Below are 15,194 nucleotides of genomic sequence, written 5' to 3'. Positions count from 1 at the left end.
TGCTCCTAAAATTTAACCGATGCTTTAATCGCTTCAAACGTCTTTAAGGCGTCTGGCATGTATTCTTTTTCATGCACTAACGGGTAAGGAGTGTCGAGCCCACATACACGTGCAATCGGTGATTCTAAGTGCAAAAAGCACTCTTCTTGAATTGTCGCAGCAATTTCACCGGCAAAGCCACCAGTCAGTGGCGCTTCGTGGTTTATCAGTAGACGCCCTGTTTTACGAACAGAGTTAGCCACGGTTTCAACATCCCAAGGTGCCAGTGTACGCAGATCTATCACTTCGCACGAAATGCCCTTCTTCGCAGCCATTTTGGCGGCGTCTTCAATGATTTCCATTTGTGCCCCCCAACTTAGCAAGGTGATATCTGAGCCTTGTGTTACCACTTCAGCTTTGCCCAGTTCTATCTCATAAGCTTCATCTGGCACTTCGCCGACGTTGGCGCGGTATATACGTTTAGGCTCAAAGAAAATCACCGGGTTTTTATCGCGAATAGAGGCAAGTAATAATCCTTTTGCTTGATAAGCATTACGCGGTACAACCACTTTAAGCCCTGCAGTTTGGGTAAAATAGGCTTCTGGAGACTGAGAATGATAGTGTCCGCCGGCGATGCCACCGCCATATGGCGTACGGAAGGTAACGCCACCAACATTGAATTCATTACCACTGCGGTAACGGAACTTTGCGGTTTCGTTGACTATCTGATCGATGGCCGGAAAGATGTAATCTGCAAACTGGATCTCAGCAATCGCCGTCATACCATTTGATGCTAGACCATTGGCAAAACCAGCAATGCCTTGCTCGGTTAATGGCGAGTTAAAGCACCGCTGTTTACCAAACTTTTCCTGTAATCCCGAAGTCGCTCTAAAAACCCCACCAAAGTGACCGACATCTTCACCAAATAGCATGGCCTTATCGTCTGTTTCCATCGCAATCGACAAAGCATCATTGATGGCTTGCAACATATTAATTTTAGCCACGACTACACTCTCCCTGCGCTATTTGGATAAGACTCTGGATATTTCTTCACATGCTGTTTTAATGACTCAAGTTGGGCTTTTAGCCTTGGCGTAGGTTCATCGTAGACATCTTGTATTAAGGTATCCACATGCGGCAGTGGCAGCTTTTCAGCTACTTTCAACTCAGCTAAGACTTCTTGACGATACTTATCATACAACTGATTATCTTGCTCTTCAGTTAGCCAGCCTTTATTCATCATCCACAACTTAAAGCGTTTGACAGGATCATGCATTTGCCACTTCTCTTCTTCCTCTTTAGAGCGATAACCCGATGGGTCATCTGATGAAGAGTGAGCACCAAGACGGTAAGTCATCGCCTCAATTAATACGGGTGCGTTATTCTCTATCGCGTAGGCTCTGGCCTGTTGCGTTGCAGCTAACACCGCTAGCATGTCATTGCCATCAACGCGGATTGTGTGCATCCCGTAACCCACACCGCGGCTTGCAATGCCATTACCAACAAACTGCTCTTCAGTAGGTGTAGAGATTGCGTAGCCATTGTTACGACAAAAGAAGATAGTGGGAGAATTAAGCACTGCCGCCATATTTAGCCCGGCATGAAAATCACCTTCAGATGCAGCACCTTCACCGAAATAACAGATAGCCAGATTGCGCTTACCCAACATTTTTAGCGAGTAGCCCACACCCGTTGCTTGGGGGATTTGTGTCGCCAAAGGAGAAGAAATGGTTTGGTAATTAAGCGCTTCGCTGCCATAGTGAATCGGCATTTGTCGGCCCTTACCCAAATCTTTTTCATTACTAAACAGCTGATTCATAAACTGCTCAGTGGTGAAGCCGCGATAACGAATCGCTGCATGTTCACGGTACTGAGCTAAGATGACATCGCCATCATCTAGCGCGGCCGTGCTACCAATAATCGATGCTTCTTCACCGGTACAGGTCATGTAAAAGCTGATACGCCCCTGACGCTGCGCGCCTAACATGCGCTCGTCTAACACCCGTGTAAAGACACAAGTGTCATAAATCTTTTCGGCCAACGCCTGATCAATGACCGGTAACACGGCCTTTTCATATGTCGTGCCATCAGCTTGAAGAATTTTTAGAATAGGAATGTTCATCGAATCCTTGTCTAAAAAACTCACGCGATGCACGGTTTCTGTGCTGCTTGTTGCGTTGCTCATACTCTATCTCTTAATCAGCTGAGTGCTATTGTTCTTGAAGCCCCGATAAACTCATCGAAACTTAACTGTTTGTTATACGCCGGAAAGACATTACGTTAACGTAAACTACCTATCAAGCAATAGCACATATTGAACATCAACTAAGGCTAAATTTAATTGTATAATTTGCTTTACAACGATCCTATTATCGCAGTCTAAGCAATATTTTCAGTCGATGCAGGTTTTAACATCAATACTGTGCGCTGCCCTACAGGAACATTGGCGTTAGGGAACACAATGGCTTCAACAGGTTGTTCAATTTTAATATCATTGCCACCCTCTTTCGCTAAAATGTAGCCCTGTGGAAAAGCAGTAAAATTCTCTACATCATTAGCAAAGGTAAACTCGAAATCTTCAAAGCCTTTGTTGATGGCTCGGCACACTTGATAAAGATTCAGCTTAGCGGCATCAAACGGCTCAAGTTCGAGCGGTTTAGCGCTAACTAATCTCACTAGCATTTCTTTAAGGGCGATAAAACGAGTCATATCGTTTTGCCCCATTGGCATGACCTTACCAAGCTCAATCGTAAAGGCATCTGCTTGGTATTTTTCTGATGAGTAATAGCTAAAAGTTGTGGTCGGTTCATGGTGAAACAGCACAGTTTCAATACCGCACGCAGCTAAAAACATAATCTGTTCGCTGCTGTATGCGCGTCCGGGACGATAAGGGTAGATAGCAAACTTCTCATGTTTAGAGCCACGAATCGCTGTATGCAGATCATAATGAATCTTTTGACTAGCGGCATCGCCCGCTTCAAAAAAACGGTCAACGTAGCTTTCAAGCTTTTTAGCCCGTACTCGCTCGGGATTAGCTAATCCCTCACCTTTTGAATGCGCGCCACTGAACAAGCGATTTAAATTCTCATCAATAAAACGGGTGCCGTTATGAATTGCAGCCGGATTACCAATTAGAAACATCACCCGTTGATTCAGGGTAATCGTTTCGGCAAGTATTTCGCTAATGAGCTCGTTGCACAGCTCTATCGGTGCTGTCTCATTACCATGCACCGCACAAGATAAAATGATGTCTTTACCTTGACTGTCACTGGGCTCAAACACAATGACACCTGTGTCCCAAACCGACACTTGGGTGGCGTTTTCTAAGCTAAAAGCGAGTTCCTCATCGAGGCTGAAAGGGTTATCTAGGGTGAGTTTTAAAAAATCTTTTGATGCTTGGAGTGCTTGTAACACGGTGGTCTCCTTTAATTGTGCTCGCTGCTGGGCATGTCAACATGCTCTCGTGCAGTTAGATCCTTGATGCGCTCGGCGCGATTTGGCACCGATAATAGCATTTAAAGTATTTGACCACTACGACAGTTAAGGACTTTTACCACTACGGCAGTTAAAGACTTTTACCTTAAAGCGCAACTGAAGGCTTATACCATTAGATAGCTTATTGAGGCAGCCCCTTACACCAGTTGAGTGCAATTGAGCTTACACTCATTAAAGCGATAAACATTGCGCCAACGTGCCGATTTATTGGCTAAGTCAACCGAGCATAAGCATGACTTTTACAAAAAGGTGTTGCAATCATTTTACCGCTAAGCCATTATTAGGACGTGTAGACGTTTGGATGGCTAAAGAGATAAAGGTGAAGGTTTAAGTATGGCGATAGCAACTTTCGGCGCGGGCTGCTTTTGGGGTGTTGAGTACTTTTTCAGACAAATCGAAGGGGTACTAACTGCTACCTGTGGTTATATGGGTGGCAATGATCGGTTCACTCGGTATGAAGAGGTCAAACAAGGTGAAACAGGCCATGCTGAGGTCGTGCAGGTTGAATTTGATCCGCAGCAAGTTAGCTATGAAGCATTACTAAATGTGTTCTGGCAAAACCATAATCCGACCAGTTTAAACCAGCAAGGCGGGGATATCGGTAGCCAATATCGTAGCTGTATCTTTTTTCATGACAAAACCCAAAAGCAGCAAGCAGAGTCATCTAAGTTGCAACTGATAAAAAGTGGTAAATGGGGAACACGGCAAATTGTCACCGAAATCGTACCCGCTCTCACCTTCCACAAGGCTGAGGAATATCATCAAAATTATCTGCAGAAGAATAATTTACCAAGCTGCCACATCAGCTATTAAACAAAAAAGGAGCCTAGGCTCCTTTTTTGTTTAATTATCTCACTTGCTGTAGTGCACAGTACTATGCGTACAGTACTAAGCGTGCTAATTAGTCCAGCATCGTTTTAATCAAATCCTGCGCTTCTTCCAGCACTTGTGCTAAATGTTGCTCAGACACGAAACTTTCCGCATAAATCTTAAAAAGCGCTTCGGTACCAGAAGGACGAGCCGCAAACCAGGCATTGGCAGTCGTCACTTTAAGGCCACCAATTGCAGCCCCATTACCCGGTGCATGAGTGAGTACTGCAGTAATGGCTTCTCCCGCAAGGTCATTTACTCCAATGCTCTCTTGAGTCACCCCTTGTTTAACCAACTCATTAAAACGTTGCTTTTGTGGTAAGGCTACAGGGTTATCAATACGACGATAAAAACTCTCACCGTGTTTGCTCACCAAATCTTGATAGCGCTGTGCTGGAGTTTGGCCGGTTACCGCCAGTATTTCCGCTGCCAATAGTGCCAAGATAAATCCGTCTTTGTCAGTACACCAAGTGGTGCCGTCACGTTTTAAAAAGGCCGCACCAGCACTTTCTTCTCCGCCAAAGGCAAATTCGCCGTTGGCAAGACCATCGACAAACCACTTAAATCCAACAGGGACTTCACACAGTTGTTGGCCTAAATCTTCACATACGCGATCGATCATCGCGCTAGACACTAAGGTTTTACCCACTAACAAACCAGTTTGCCATTGTGGACGATGGGTCATCAAATATTCTATCGCTACCGCCAAGAAATGATTTGGATTCATTAAACCATAACCAGGGCAGACTATGCCGTGACGGTCATAGTCAGGGTCATTGCCTACGCAAATATCGAAATCATCTTGATGGCGTAATAAACCCGCCATTGCATAGGGTGATGAACAATCCATGCGGATTTTACCGTCTTTATCTAACGGCATAAACGCAAACCTAGCATCAAGATTATCGTTAACCACTTGGATATCTACACCATAACGTTTGGCGATATGCGACCAATAGTGGATGCCTGAGCCACCCAGTGGGTCAACACCAATACTAATGTCTGCATCAGCAATGGCTTGCATGTCGATGACAGTGGCTAAATCATCTACATAGGGGGTAATTAAATCGTGCTCATCAACCAGACCCAATGCATTAGCTTCTGCAAGCGATACACGCTTAACCCCTTTGAGTTGATTGGCTAAATACTGATTGGCCCGCGCTTCAATCCACTGGGTTATCTCAGCCTCTGCGGGTCCACCATGCGGCGGATTATATTTGATACCGCCATCTTGAGGGGGATTATGGGACGGTGTCAGAATCAAGCCGTCTATTTTATCTTTACGTTGATTGTTTTGACTAATGATAAAATGGGAAACAACCGGGGTCGGTGTATAACCATTTTGCTGCTGAACAATCGCTTTAACGCCATTGCCACCAAGCACCTCTAGCACTGAAATATTGGCCGCTTCAGACAAAGCGTGAGTATCAATACCCACAACCATCGGGCCACTTATATTGGCACCATTGCGGTAATCCACCACTGCTTGGGTAATCGCGAGTAAATGATCTTCATTAAAACTGGCATTTAGGGCACAGCCACGGTGACCGGAGGTGCCAAAACTCACTCGTTGCTGCGGTAATTCACTATCAGGGTTTACTCTATAATAGGCACTCATCAGCCTAGGTACATTAATCAAATCCTTTTGTTGCGCTATTTGTCCGGCGCGATCATGTATAGCCAAAAGCCCACCCCTCTATTTGCCTGTATTGATTAAACTTTGCTGGTAAATACTTCGATATCAGCGTCAACAATATCAAACTGTTTCAACACTTCGGTTAAAATGGTGCGTTTTTTCGCAGTATTGTTGTTAGTTGTGACCCAAAAACCGCTGGTGCCAATCTCTTTAGGGTTAGCAGACTTACTGGCTTTAAGCAGTTCGGCTTTTGAAGTGGCAAAATAGAGACGATCGCGGCCTTTAATTTGTAACACTTGGTCAAACTGCTCAGGCGTAGCTTGGTAAACCACATTGAGCAAGAATAGAAAGCGGCTAACAGCACTTTTCTGCTCGGCAAGTTGGGTTTCATCAATGCTGTCTTGTAATGTTGCAAAGCTAACTGGCGTATCTTCGGTTGGTGCAACTTTGGCATGCTCAACGTCCATACTTGGCTGGCTAATCTCTATTGGTGCGGCGACATCTTGCTCGCTTAAATCTAAACCAAGTAATCGTCGAAGGATGTCAGAAGCACTCTCGCCAATGCGTTCCGTTTTACTGGCAATATGGCGGTACAACTCTTCATCAACTTCTATATATTTCATGGTTAACTTCTTCCTTAAGCAGTAAAAACAGCAAAATCATGCACCATCGTAATATCAGGTGACAAGAAACTAAAAAGACAACTTAGTGTATGGTATTTACTACCCGATAATAAAGGGCTGATCATTCAAAAAAAGCCAAAGATCTTCTACTGATCGACTTTATATTCGAGGTTTGGGCAAAAAGTCGGCAGTGACATTAGCAAAACAAGATTTAACCTTGTCACTGTTAGCTATTTACAGGCACAATTTGCACTCAAAAATTGCATGAGCAGGGACGGGTTGATGATCCATTTTGAACAACAAGGCACAGGCGAGACTGTAATACTTATCCATGGGCTATTTGGTAGCGCGGATAACTTGAACAATTTAGGCCGCCATTTAGCCAGTCACTATCATGTAGTACGAGTCGATGTGCCCAACCATGGTAAGAGCCCCCATTGGCAACAGATGAGCTACGCCCAATTGTCTTTAGCCATAAAGGAATTGATGGACCATCTACAGCTTGGTCACTGCCACCTTGTGGGTCACTCAATGGGCGGAAAAATTGCCATGGCGACAGCACTGACCTACCCGGATAACATCAGCAGTGTCGTGGCCGCCGACATCTCGCCAGTTAAGTATCCGCCACGGCACGATGCGGTGTTTAGCGCGCTGCACTCCACCCCGCTTAGTGAGCTAACCTCACGTAATCAAGCATTACAACACCTAATCACCTGTGGATTAGATGAAGGTACGGCCATGTTTCTTATTAAAAACCTTAATAAGGGCACTCAGGGGTTTGAATGGCGTATGAATCTACACGGTTTACAGCAAGCTTATGCCGATCTCATCGACTGGCCCACTGCACAATTACGCTATAACGGCCCAGCTTTGTGTGTTCGTGGCGGCGACTCTGATTACGTTACCGCTGAACATCGGCAAGCTTTCGTTAGCCAATTTCCGCAAATACAGTCAAAAACCATTGCCGGTACCGGACATTGGTTACACGCACAAAAACCTGAGATATTCAATCGCATAGTGGCTGATTTTATTGGTAAACACCCAATAGAGTGATCCAGCTTAAGTGCGTAAATCGTATAGCAGAGTGTGTTGAACTATGGTATATTCGCGCCTCTTTTTAGGCCTGAGGGAACTGAAGTATGTTATCTCAGTATATGGAACAAATTGAGACCTTAGGTCTTAACTTATTTTTCGCAGCGATATTTTTCTTTATCGGTATGGCGATACATGACGTGCTAAAGCAAGGGAAAGTCCCTAAATTTGGGCGTTATATAGTATGGTTAGTGCTATTTCTCGGCTGTGCCGGTTTTGTAGCAAAAGGAATCATCCAGATGTCCTGGGAGACCTCAGGCATAGGTTAAGCAAGTATTCATGGCTAAAGAAACATCTGATAGAACAACAATAGACCTGTTTGCTAATGAAAAACGTCGTGGACGTCCTCGCAGTAACCCACTGCCTCGCGAGCAACAACTAAAGGTCAACAAGAGAAACCAAATTCAACGCGACAGAGCTGCTGGTTTAAAGCGAATAGAGTTAAAGGTGTCACAAGATTTGTATGACGCCTTGAATGAAAAAGCTTTGGCCAGTAACATCAGCCGCAGTCAATTAATTGAATCCATTTTACAAAAGCAAATTAACGCTTAAGCTAAAATGACTTCTACTAGATAGTGAACTAGATAAAGGAAAGACAATGGCAACTGTAGGTCTTTTTTTCGGTAGTGACACAGGTAACACCGAAGCCGTCGCCAAAATGATCCAGAAAAAACTGGGTAAGAAAATGGTCGACGTTAAAGATATCGCTAAAAGTACTAAAGAGCAGATCCAAGATTACGATTTGTTGATTTTTGGTATTCCAACTTGGTACTACGGCGAAGCACAATGCGATTGGGATGACTTTTTCCCAGAACTCGAGCAAATTGACTTTGAAGATAAGTTAGTGGCCATTTTCGGTTGTGGTGACCAAGAAGATTATGCCGAGTACTTCCTTGATGCTATGGGCATGGTCAATGAAATTGTTGAAGCGCGCGGTGCGATTGTTATTGGTCACTGGTCAACAGACGGTTACGATTTTGAAGCGTCTAAAGGCATGGCTGGCGACAAGCACTTTGTAGGTCTAGGTATCGACGAAGATCGCCAACCAGAACTGACTGAAGAGCGCGTCGACAAGTGGGTTAAACAGATTTATGAAGAGATGTGTTTAGCAGAACTAGAAGACTAATGTTCTCTAATACACCTTAATGAAAAAGCGGCTATGGCCGCTTTTTTTGATGGAAAATGGCATGGTACAAATAAAATCAAACCATTGGGATATCTTCTGCTCCGTTGTCGACAATTATGGTGACATCGGGGTCTGTTGGCGTCTAGCTAAACAACTTGCCAACGAATATCAAATTGAAGTGGTGCTGTGGGTTGACGATCTAGCCAGCTTTAACACCATCCAACCTGAGGTTGATTTAGCGGCGACAACGCAGCAACTCAAAGGCATTACTGTCAACCTATGGCGTGAGCCCCTGCCCGTCACTTACATCCCCGGACAAGTGCTCATTGAGGCCTTCGCCTGCCAGTTACCCGCAGAAGTCATCCAACAGTTAGTTGATTTAAAACAGTGCGGCCAGGGCCAACCTTGCTGGCTCAATCTTGAATACCTTAGTGCGGAAGCTTGGGTTGATGATTGCCATGCCCTGCCATCACTGCAGGCCAACGGCTTAAACAAGTCTTTCTACTTCCCCGGTTTTAGCCGAAAAACCGGTGGCCTGCTGTGTGAAGCTGACCTATTTACCCAGCGTGACGTTTGGCAAGCCGATAGTGGTAACAGACTCGCGCTATTTGCAAAATTGGGGATAGAGCACTGCTTAGACTCTGACCGATTTATTAGTGTATTTAGTTATGAGACGGCAGCGCTGCAAGCGCTATGTGATTATTGGCAACACAGTGCCACACCAATCCGCTTGTTGGTGCCATTGGGCAGAAGCCTAAATAGCTTTGTGAAGTTCTTTAATCTAGATAACCACCAGTTTTGCGCCGGCGAGCATTGGCAAAAAGGCAACCTTCACTTACATGTGCTGCCACTTACCGATCAAATAGGCTTTGATCGACTGTTGTGGAGTTGTGATGTCAATATTGTCAGAGGTGAAGATTCTTTCTTAAGAGCACAATGGGCAGCAAAACCTTTTATTTGGCACATATACCCTCAAGATGAAGACTACCACTTGGTCAAACTCGACGCATTAATGCAGCGCTATTGCGCAAATTTAGACCCAACTGCGGCACAAGCCTGGCAGCAACTGAGTTTGAATTTTAACCGAGACCAGCAAAAAGCCAGCGTTGAATCTTGGCAACACTATGTTGATGCCGAAGAAAAACTCAATAAACACGCGAAAATATGGCCTATTAGTGCAATTGATGACGAAGATCTTGCAACACGACTAGTTCATTTCGTCAAAAATAGCTAAGATACGGCGTTAAATAAAAAACCTAGCATAGGAAATAAAGTAATGAAGACTGCTCATGAACTCCGTCCTGGTAACGTGATCATGTTAGATGGCAACCCATGGGTTGTATTAAAAACGGAAACAACTCGCTCTGGTCGTAACGCTGCTATTGTCAAAATGAAACTTAAAAACATTTTGGCTGATACGACAACAGAAACCACCTTTAAAGGTGAAGATAAGATGGAAGACATCATTCTAGAGCGTCTAGATTGTACTTACTCTTATTTTGCAGATCCTATGTATGTATTCATGGATAGCGAGTACAACCAATATGATGTAGAAGCTGGCAACCTAGGTGAAGCTGCACAATACATCGTTGATGGCATGGAAGAAGTTTGCCAAGTTACTTTCTATGAAGGTAAAGCTATCTCGGTTGAATTACCAACATCTGTAAGTCGTGAAGTCACTTACACTGAGCCATCTGCCCGTGGTGACACCTCTGGTAAAGTAATGAAGCCAGCCACCATTACTGGCGGTGCGACGTTAAGCGTTGCTGATTTCGTTAAAACTGGCGATATCATTGAAATCGATACCCGTACTCACGAGTTTAAGAAACGCGTCTAGTACCGAGTTATTGATAATAAGAAGCCGATGCCTGCATCGGCTTTTTTGTGCCAACCCCTTCTACATAACCAGTCCAAAACACCTTCCAAAAGCGTTTTAACAGATGATTTATCTTGTGAGAAGTTTAAAAATCCACAACAGCAGCATTATAATCTACCGGCTGCGCTAATAAAGTTGCGGTAAAAGGCTGATTTCTCTTTCTAAACCAAGACTTTTTGGTTATTGTGCCTGTTATACCAATCAGTATGAACATTTAGTCACTCAGCGAGTGTTGAGCGATTCTGATACAAGGCTGCGCTCAACATCAACAGCGGGTTAAATTGCCGACTAAGACGGTTAGTTTGATCACAGCGCTGAGGGTTGCGTATAAGCAGTAGAGACAAATACGCCCAAAATAATATAGGCATTAACGAGGTAGCCATGCGGCCGATAATTAAGTCCAATAAATTAGATTCTGTCTGTTATGACATTCGTGGTCCCGTCCATAAGGAAGCCAGGCGCCTAGAGGATGAAGGTCATCGAATTCTTAAACTTAATATTGGTAACCCCGCCCCCTTTGGTTTTGAAGCCCCAGAGGAAATTGTCCGCGATGTCATACTAAACCTGCCAAGTGCCCAGGGTTACAGTGAATCCAAAGGGCTATTTTCGGCGCGTAAAGCTGTGGTACAACATTACCAAGCTCAAGGCATATTTGGTGTCGATATTGAGAATATCTACATCGGTAATGGTGTATCTGAGCTCATAGTCATGGCGATGCAAGGTCTGTTAAACACCGACGATGAAGTACTGGTCCCCTCACCTGACTATCCATTATGGACCGCGGCAGTGCATTTGAGCGGGGGAAAAGCGCAGCATTATCGCTGTGATGAAGAATCAGACTGGTTTCCCGATCTTGACGATATCAAATCAAAAATCAGCCCGCGTACTCGCGGCCTAGTATTGATCAATCCCAACAACCCCACTGGCGCTGTGTATTCAAAAGAGCTGTTGCTAGAGGTTATTGAGATCTGTCGTCAACATGACATTATTCTATTTGCTGACGAGATCTACGATAAGATCCTTTATGATGAAGCACAGCATGTGCCAGCTGCTGGCCTATCTGACGATATTCTTACCGTTACATTTAACGGTTTATCAAAATCCTACCGGGCGGCGGGTTTTCGCGTTGGGTGGATGATGCTATCGGGTAATCTTAAGGCCGCAAAAAGCTATATTGAAGGCTTAGATATGCTGGCTTCTATGCGCCTGTGCTCTAATGTTCCTAATCAACATGCAATTCAAACAGCACTGGGTGGCTATCAAAGTATCAATGAGCTGGTTGCTGATGAAGGCCGTTTAAAGGTACAGCGTGATACTTGCGTGCAGTTGCTTAATCAAATTCCTGGTGTCAGCGTTAAATGCCCTAAAGGTGCCTTATACGCATTCCCGAAACTTGATGCTAAGAAATTCAATCTGCGCGACGATGAACGCCTAGTACTTGATCTGTTAAAAGAGAAGAAAATACTCTTAGTACAAGGCAGTGCGTTCAATTGGCCAGAGCCAGATCATGTACGAGTCGTGTTCCTACCTCACAAAGAAGAGTTAGAAAAAGCGCTCACCGAGTTCGGCGAGTTCTTAGACGGCTATCGTCAATAACTTATTTTAAGGCGACCGAGTGTCGCCTTTTTTATTCGCTGACTATTTATATGCGGAAATTGCCACGCTTTTATGGCATAACATTATTAATCTGCAAATAATTTACGGGAGTAGTATGAGTCACCTGTTTGCCCATCTCGCTAGAATGAAGTTGATCCAACGATGGCCGCTCATGTACAACGTCCGCCGCGAAAACGTTCAAGAACATTCATTGCAAGTCGCTATGGTTGCCCATGCATTGGTTATTATCGGTAATCGCAAGTTTGGCACCAATTTATCCCCTGATAGGGCTGCAACCATTGCCATCTTCCACGATGCCAGCGAAATCTTAACCGGCGATCTGCCCACACCGGTTAAGTACTTTAATAAAGAGATTGAAGCTGAATACAAAAAAATTGAAGCGATTGCCGAACATCGACTGCTCGAAATGGTGCCAGAAGAATTTAAAGAAGATTATCGAGATCTACTCACCAGTGAGCACGCCGACAACGACTATAAACGCATCGTAAAATCTGCCGACACCTTATGTGCATATTTAAAATGCCTAGAGGAGCAAGGCGCAGGCAATCATGAGTTTAACACTGCTAAACGCCGCCTTGAATCGGCAATCATGAAAAACAGCGATCCTGCAGTGAAGTACTTTATGGAATGCTTTGTACCTAGCTTCACGTTAAATTTGGATGACATTAATCGGTTACTACAGCGTGGTATACCAACGATGTAGGACCGTCTATTAGGGAGTGAGTATGACCTGTGAGTTATGGCACGAAAGACGACTAGCTGAGAACAAAAAACGCCGAGATGATCATCGCTCTCCTTACCAACGCGATCGTGCCCGTATTTTGCACTCGGCGGCCTTTAGACGCTTGCAAGCTAAAACACAGGTACTTGGCGTCGGCATGAATGACTTTTACCGCACTCGCCTTACGCACTCGCTTGAAGTCTCGCAAATTGGTACCGGTATCCGAGCCCAGCTTAAGCAAAAGTATCCCGATTTAAACTATCTACTCGACTCTATGAGCCTGATAGAGTCGCTATGCTTAGCTCACGACATTGGCCACCCACCTTTTGGTCATGGCGGTGAAGTCGCGCTAAATTACATGATGCGAAATGATGGTGGCTTTGAAGGTAACGGTCAAACATTTCGCATATTAACTTGCCTTGAGCCCTACACCGAACACTATGGCATGAACCTGTGCCGAAGAACCTTGCTCGGCATACTTAAATACCCGGCAGCCTATGGCACCCTATACCAAGAAGAGGTCCAAGAGGATGTGGTTAATCATCGCCAGTTAAAGCCGGCACAATGGCCGCCAGTAAAAGGCGTCTTTGATGACGATGTCGCTATCCTTAACTGGGTATTGTCACCGCTTTCAAGCCAAGATAAACATCTTTTTGGCAGTGCCACTCAAGTACAATCGGGCAGACATAAACGTACTCGTTATAAGTCGTTTGATGCCTCTATTATGGAACTTGCCGACGACACAGCATACGCTATCCACGATTTAGAAGATGCCATAGTAATGGGAATCGTCACCCAGTCAATGTGGCAACACGATGTGCAATCAAAACTCGAGCAAAGCGATGATGATTGGATTGCTAATGAATTTATCAGCATCGGTGAGGCGTTGTTTTCTGGGCAGCACCATTTAAGAAAAGATGCCATCGGCACCTTAGTTAATGGTTTTGTTACCGCAATATATATTGAAGAATTAACAGAGTTTAGTGAGCCATTGTTAAAGTATCAGGCAACGCTCACGCCAGCATTTAATGAAGCCTTGGCAGTCCTTAAACAGTTTGTATTTAAATACGTCATTCGTAAGCCAGAAATACAAATGTTGGAATACAAAGGCCAACAAGTTGTGATGGAGCTATTTGAAGCCTTCGCATCGGACCCTACACGACTATTACCACTGAGCACTCAAGCGCGCTGGCAACACGCCGAGCAGCATGGCTTAAACAGCCAGCGGGTAATTGCCGACTATATCTCCGGCATGACAGATGAGTTTGCCGCGCGATTACACCAGCACCTGTTTAGTCCAAAAACGGATGCGATAATTGATCTTATATAGGCTTTTGCGGCAAATGGCGTAAGCCCATTTGCCGCATCAGTTTTTGGCTAGGCTATCTTACCCAACTAGACTACTTACCCAACTAGACTACTTACCCCACTAGACTACTTACCCTACTAGAGTGGGAAACAATCCTTTAAAGCCGGCTGCAATCACTTCTATGCCGATGGCCAACATTAACAATCCCATCAAACGGGTTATCACGTTAATCCCGGTCTTACCCAAAATTTTATAAATCATGGGCGCCAGTCGAAATAGAGTAAAACTGGTTAAACCAAAAATCACTACTGTCAATGACATCCCAATATGATTCATAAAGCTATCGTGCTCTGCGGCGGAAACTATCACCGAGCTAATCGCACCGGGTCCTGCCATCAAGGGGAGCGCCAATGGCACCACAGCAACCGACTCCATACCCGACGACTCGCCCTTCTCTTCTTGGTTACGCTTAACTTCACCAAGCTTACCTTGCAACATCGACATCGCAATAATGGCAATCAAACTCCCACCGGCAATTCTAAAGGCGGATAACGAGATGCTGAACATATTCAAAATATGTTCTCCCGCAAAGATAGTCACCACCAAAATAACCACCACGGCAAAGTTAGCAATTTTACCCGTTTGATTACGCTCTAAAGGAGTCTGATGACTGGTTAAACTCACAAATACCGGTAGCAAACCAATGGGGTTAATAATCGCCACCAAACCTAAGAAAAATTTAACATACAAGGTTAAATCCACTGCACAATCCCCATTACTACCTCTAGACCTTTCCACTAACATAAGCGACAAAAATTGATGCGCTAATGTACCTGAGGATTTGCCTAAG

The 15,194-nt window shown here is 44.6% G+C and carries 16 protein-coding genes; 10 read left to right on the top strand and 6 right to left on the bottom strand.

From position 1 onward, the window contains the following. Positions 1-5: 5 nt before the first annotated feature. From L865_RS0104730 to astE, 3 genes are all read right to left on the bottom strand, one after another. Complete coding sequence (locus tag L865_RS0104730; RefSeq protein ID WP_028772174.1) at positions 6-983, bottom strand: alpha-ketoacid dehydrogenase subunit beta; 978 nt, start codon at positions 981-983, stop codon at positions 6-8. Between the two features lie 2 nt (positions 984-985). Continuing rightward, complete coding sequence (locus tag L865_RS0104725; RefSeq protein WP_028772173.1) at positions 986-2,164, bottom strand: thiamine pyrophosphate-dependent dehydrogenase E1 component subunit alpha; 1,179 nt, start codon at positions 2,162-2,164, stop codon at positions 986-988. Between the two features lie 194 nt (positions 2,165-2,358). After that, the gene (gene astE, locus L865_RS0104720) at positions 2,359-3,393 is read right to left on the bottom strand and encodes a succinylglutamate desuccinylase (protein WP_028772172.1); all 1,035 of its coding nucleotides are present in this window, start codon (positions 3,391-3,393) and stop codon (positions 2,359-2,361) included. Between the two features lie 414 nt (positions 3,394-3,807). Here astE and msrA point away from each other — a divergent pair, with 414 nt between their 5' ends. After that, on the top strand, positions 3,808-4,287 hold the full coding sequence (gene msrA / locus L865_RS0104715; RefSeq protein WP_028772171.1) for a peptide-methionine (S)-S-oxide reductase MsrA: 480 nt from the start codon (positions 3,808-3,810) through the stop codon (positions 4,285-4,287). A gap of 88 nt (positions 4,288-4,375) precedes the next feature. Here the strand turns inward: msrA and pgm are convergent, their stop codons facing one another. Further along, the gene (gene pgm, locus L865_RS0104710) at positions 4,376-6,028 is read right to left on the bottom strand and encodes a phosphoglucomutase (alpha-D-glucose-1,6-bisphosphate-dependent) (RefSeq protein ID WP_028772170.1); all 1,653 of its coding nucleotides are present in this window, start codon (positions 6,026-6,028) and stop codon (positions 4,376-4,378) included. A 29-nt stretch (positions 6,029-6,057) separates the two neighbouring features. Beyond that, positions 6,058-6,603, bottom strand: a complete 546-nt coding sequence (gene seqA, locus L865_RS0104705; protein ID WP_028772169.1) for a replication initiation negative regulator SeqA — start codon at positions 6,601-6,603, stop codon at positions 6,058-6,060. Between the two features lie 285 nt (positions 6,604-6,888). Here seqA and L865_RS0104700 point away from each other — a divergent pair, with 285 nt between their 5' ends. The 9 genes from L865_RS0104700 (at position 6,889) to L865_RS0104660 (ending at position 14,365) form a co-directional block, all read left to right on the top strand. Then, complete coding sequence (locus tag L865_RS0104700) at positions 6,889-7,656, top strand: alpha/beta fold hydrolase (RefSeq protein WP_028772168.1); 768 nt, start codon at positions 6,889-6,891, stop codon at positions 7,654-7,656. Positions 7,657-7,742: 86 nt separating this feature from the next. Then, positions 7,743-7,964 (top strand): DUF2788 domain-containing protein, encoded by a 222-nt coding sequence (locus L865_RS0104695; protein ID WP_028772167.1) that lies wholly within the window; start codon positions 7,743-7,745, stop codon positions 7,962-7,964. A 10-nt stretch (positions 7,965-7,974) separates the two neighbouring features. Further along, positions 7,975-8,247: a LexA regulated protein gene (ybfE, locus tag L865_RS0104690; RefSeq protein WP_028772166.1), complete on the top strand. Its 273-nt coding sequence runs from the start codon at positions 7,975-7,977 to the stop codon at positions 8,245-8,247. 46 nt (positions 8,248-8,293) lie between these two features. Next, positions 8,294-8,821, top strand: coding sequence for a flavodoxin FldA (fldA, locus tag L865_RS0104685; RefSeq protein ID WP_028772165.1), 528 nt, complete (start codon positions 8,294-8,296; stop codon positions 8,819-8,821). Between the two features lie 61 nt (positions 8,822-8,882). Next, positions 8,883-10,055, top strand: coding sequence for an elongation factor P maturation arginine rhamnosyltransferase EarP (gene earP / locus L865_RS0104680; protein WP_157577449.1), 1,173 nt, complete (start codon positions 8,883-8,885; stop codon positions 10,053-10,055). 42 nt (positions 10,056-10,097) lie between these two features. Further along, positions 10,098-10,658: an elongation factor P gene (gene efp, locus L865_RS0104675; RefSeq protein WP_028772163.1), complete on the top strand. Its 561-nt coding sequence runs from the start codon at positions 10,098-10,100 to the stop codon at positions 10,656-10,658. A gap of 420 nt (positions 10,659-11,078) precedes the next feature. After that, on the top strand, positions 11,079-12,293 hold the full coding sequence (locus L865_RS0104670) for a pyridoxal phosphate-dependent aminotransferase (RefSeq protein ID WP_028772162.1): 1,215 nt from the start codon (positions 11,079-11,081) through the stop codon (positions 12,291-12,293). 115 nt (positions 12,294-12,408) lie between these two features. Continuing rightward, positions 12,409-13,017 (top strand): 5'-deoxynucleotidase, encoded by a 609-nt coding sequence (gene yfbR / locus L865_RS0104665; protein ID WP_028772161.1) that lies wholly within the window; start codon positions 12,409-12,411, stop codon positions 13,015-13,017. Between the two features lie 22 nt (positions 13,018-13,039). Then, positions 13,040-14,365, top strand: coding sequence for an anti-phage deoxyguanosine triphosphatase (locus tag L865_RS0104660; protein WP_028772160.1), 1,326 nt, complete (start codon positions 13,040-13,042; stop codon positions 14,363-14,365). A gap of 108 nt (positions 14,366-14,473) precedes the next feature. Here the strand turns inward: L865_RS0104660 and L865_RS0104655 are convergent, their stop codons facing one another. Further along, positions 14,474-15,106, bottom strand: a complete 633-nt coding sequence (locus L865_RS0104655) for a YchE family NAAT transporter (RefSeq protein WP_028772159.1) — start codon at positions 15,104-15,106, stop codon at positions 14,474-14,476. Between the last annotated feature and the right edge of the window lie 88 nt (positions 15,107-15,194).

Source organism: Shewanella waksmanii ATCC BAA-643 (genome assembly GCF_000518805.1).
Classification (GTDB): domain Bacteria; phylum Pseudomonadota; class Gammaproteobacteria; order Enterobacterales; family Shewanellaceae; genus Shewanella; species Shewanella waksmanii.
Note: the sequence above shows the minus strand (reverse complement) of the source record. Positions and strands in the feature narration are given on the sequence as shown.

Excerpts from the sequence above, each read along its gene's own strand:
- earP (WP_157577449.1), top strand. The coding sequence starts at position 8,883 with ATGGTACAAATAAAATCAAACCATTGGGATATCTTCTGCTCCGTTGTC.
- msrA (WP_028772171.1), top strand. The coding sequence starts at position 3,808 with ATGGCGATAGCAACTTTCGGCGCGGGCTGCTTTTGGGGTGTTGAGTAC.
- fldA (WP_028772165.1), top strand. The coding sequence starts at position 8,294 with ATGGCAACTGTAGGTCTTTTTTTCGGTAGTGACACAGGTAACACCGAA.
- L865_RS0104660 (WP_028772160.1), top strand. The coding sequence starts at position 13,040 with ATGACCTGTGAGTTATGGCACGAAAGACGACTAGCTGAGAACAAAAAA.
- L865_RS0104725 (WP_028772173.1), bottom strand. The coding sequence starts at position 2,164 with ATGAGCAACGCAACAAGCAGCACAGAAACCGTGCATCGCGTGAGTTTT.
- ybfE (WP_028772166.1), top strand. The coding sequence starts at position 7,975 with ATGGCTAAAGAAACATCTGATAGAACAACAATAGACCTGTTTGCTAAT.
- L865_RS0104695 (WP_028772167.1), top strand. The coding sequence starts at position 7,743 with ATGTTATCTCAGTATATGGAACAAATTGAGACCTTAGGTCTTAACTTA.
- L865_RS0104670 (WP_028772162.1), top strand. The coding sequence starts at position 11,079 with ATGCGGCCGATAATTAAGTCCAATAAATTAGATTCTGTCTGTTATGAC.
- yfbR (WP_028772161.1), top strand. The coding sequence starts at position 12,409 with ATGAGTCACCTGTTTGCCCATCTCGCTAGAATGAAGTTGATCCAACGA.
- seqA (WP_028772169.1), bottom strand. The coding sequence starts at position 6,603 with ATGAAATATATAGAAGTTGATGAAGAGTTGTACCGCCATATTGCCAGT.
- efp (WP_028772163.1), top strand. The coding sequence starts at position 10,098 with ATGAAGACTGCTCATGAACTCCGTCCTGGTAACGTGATCATGTTAGAT.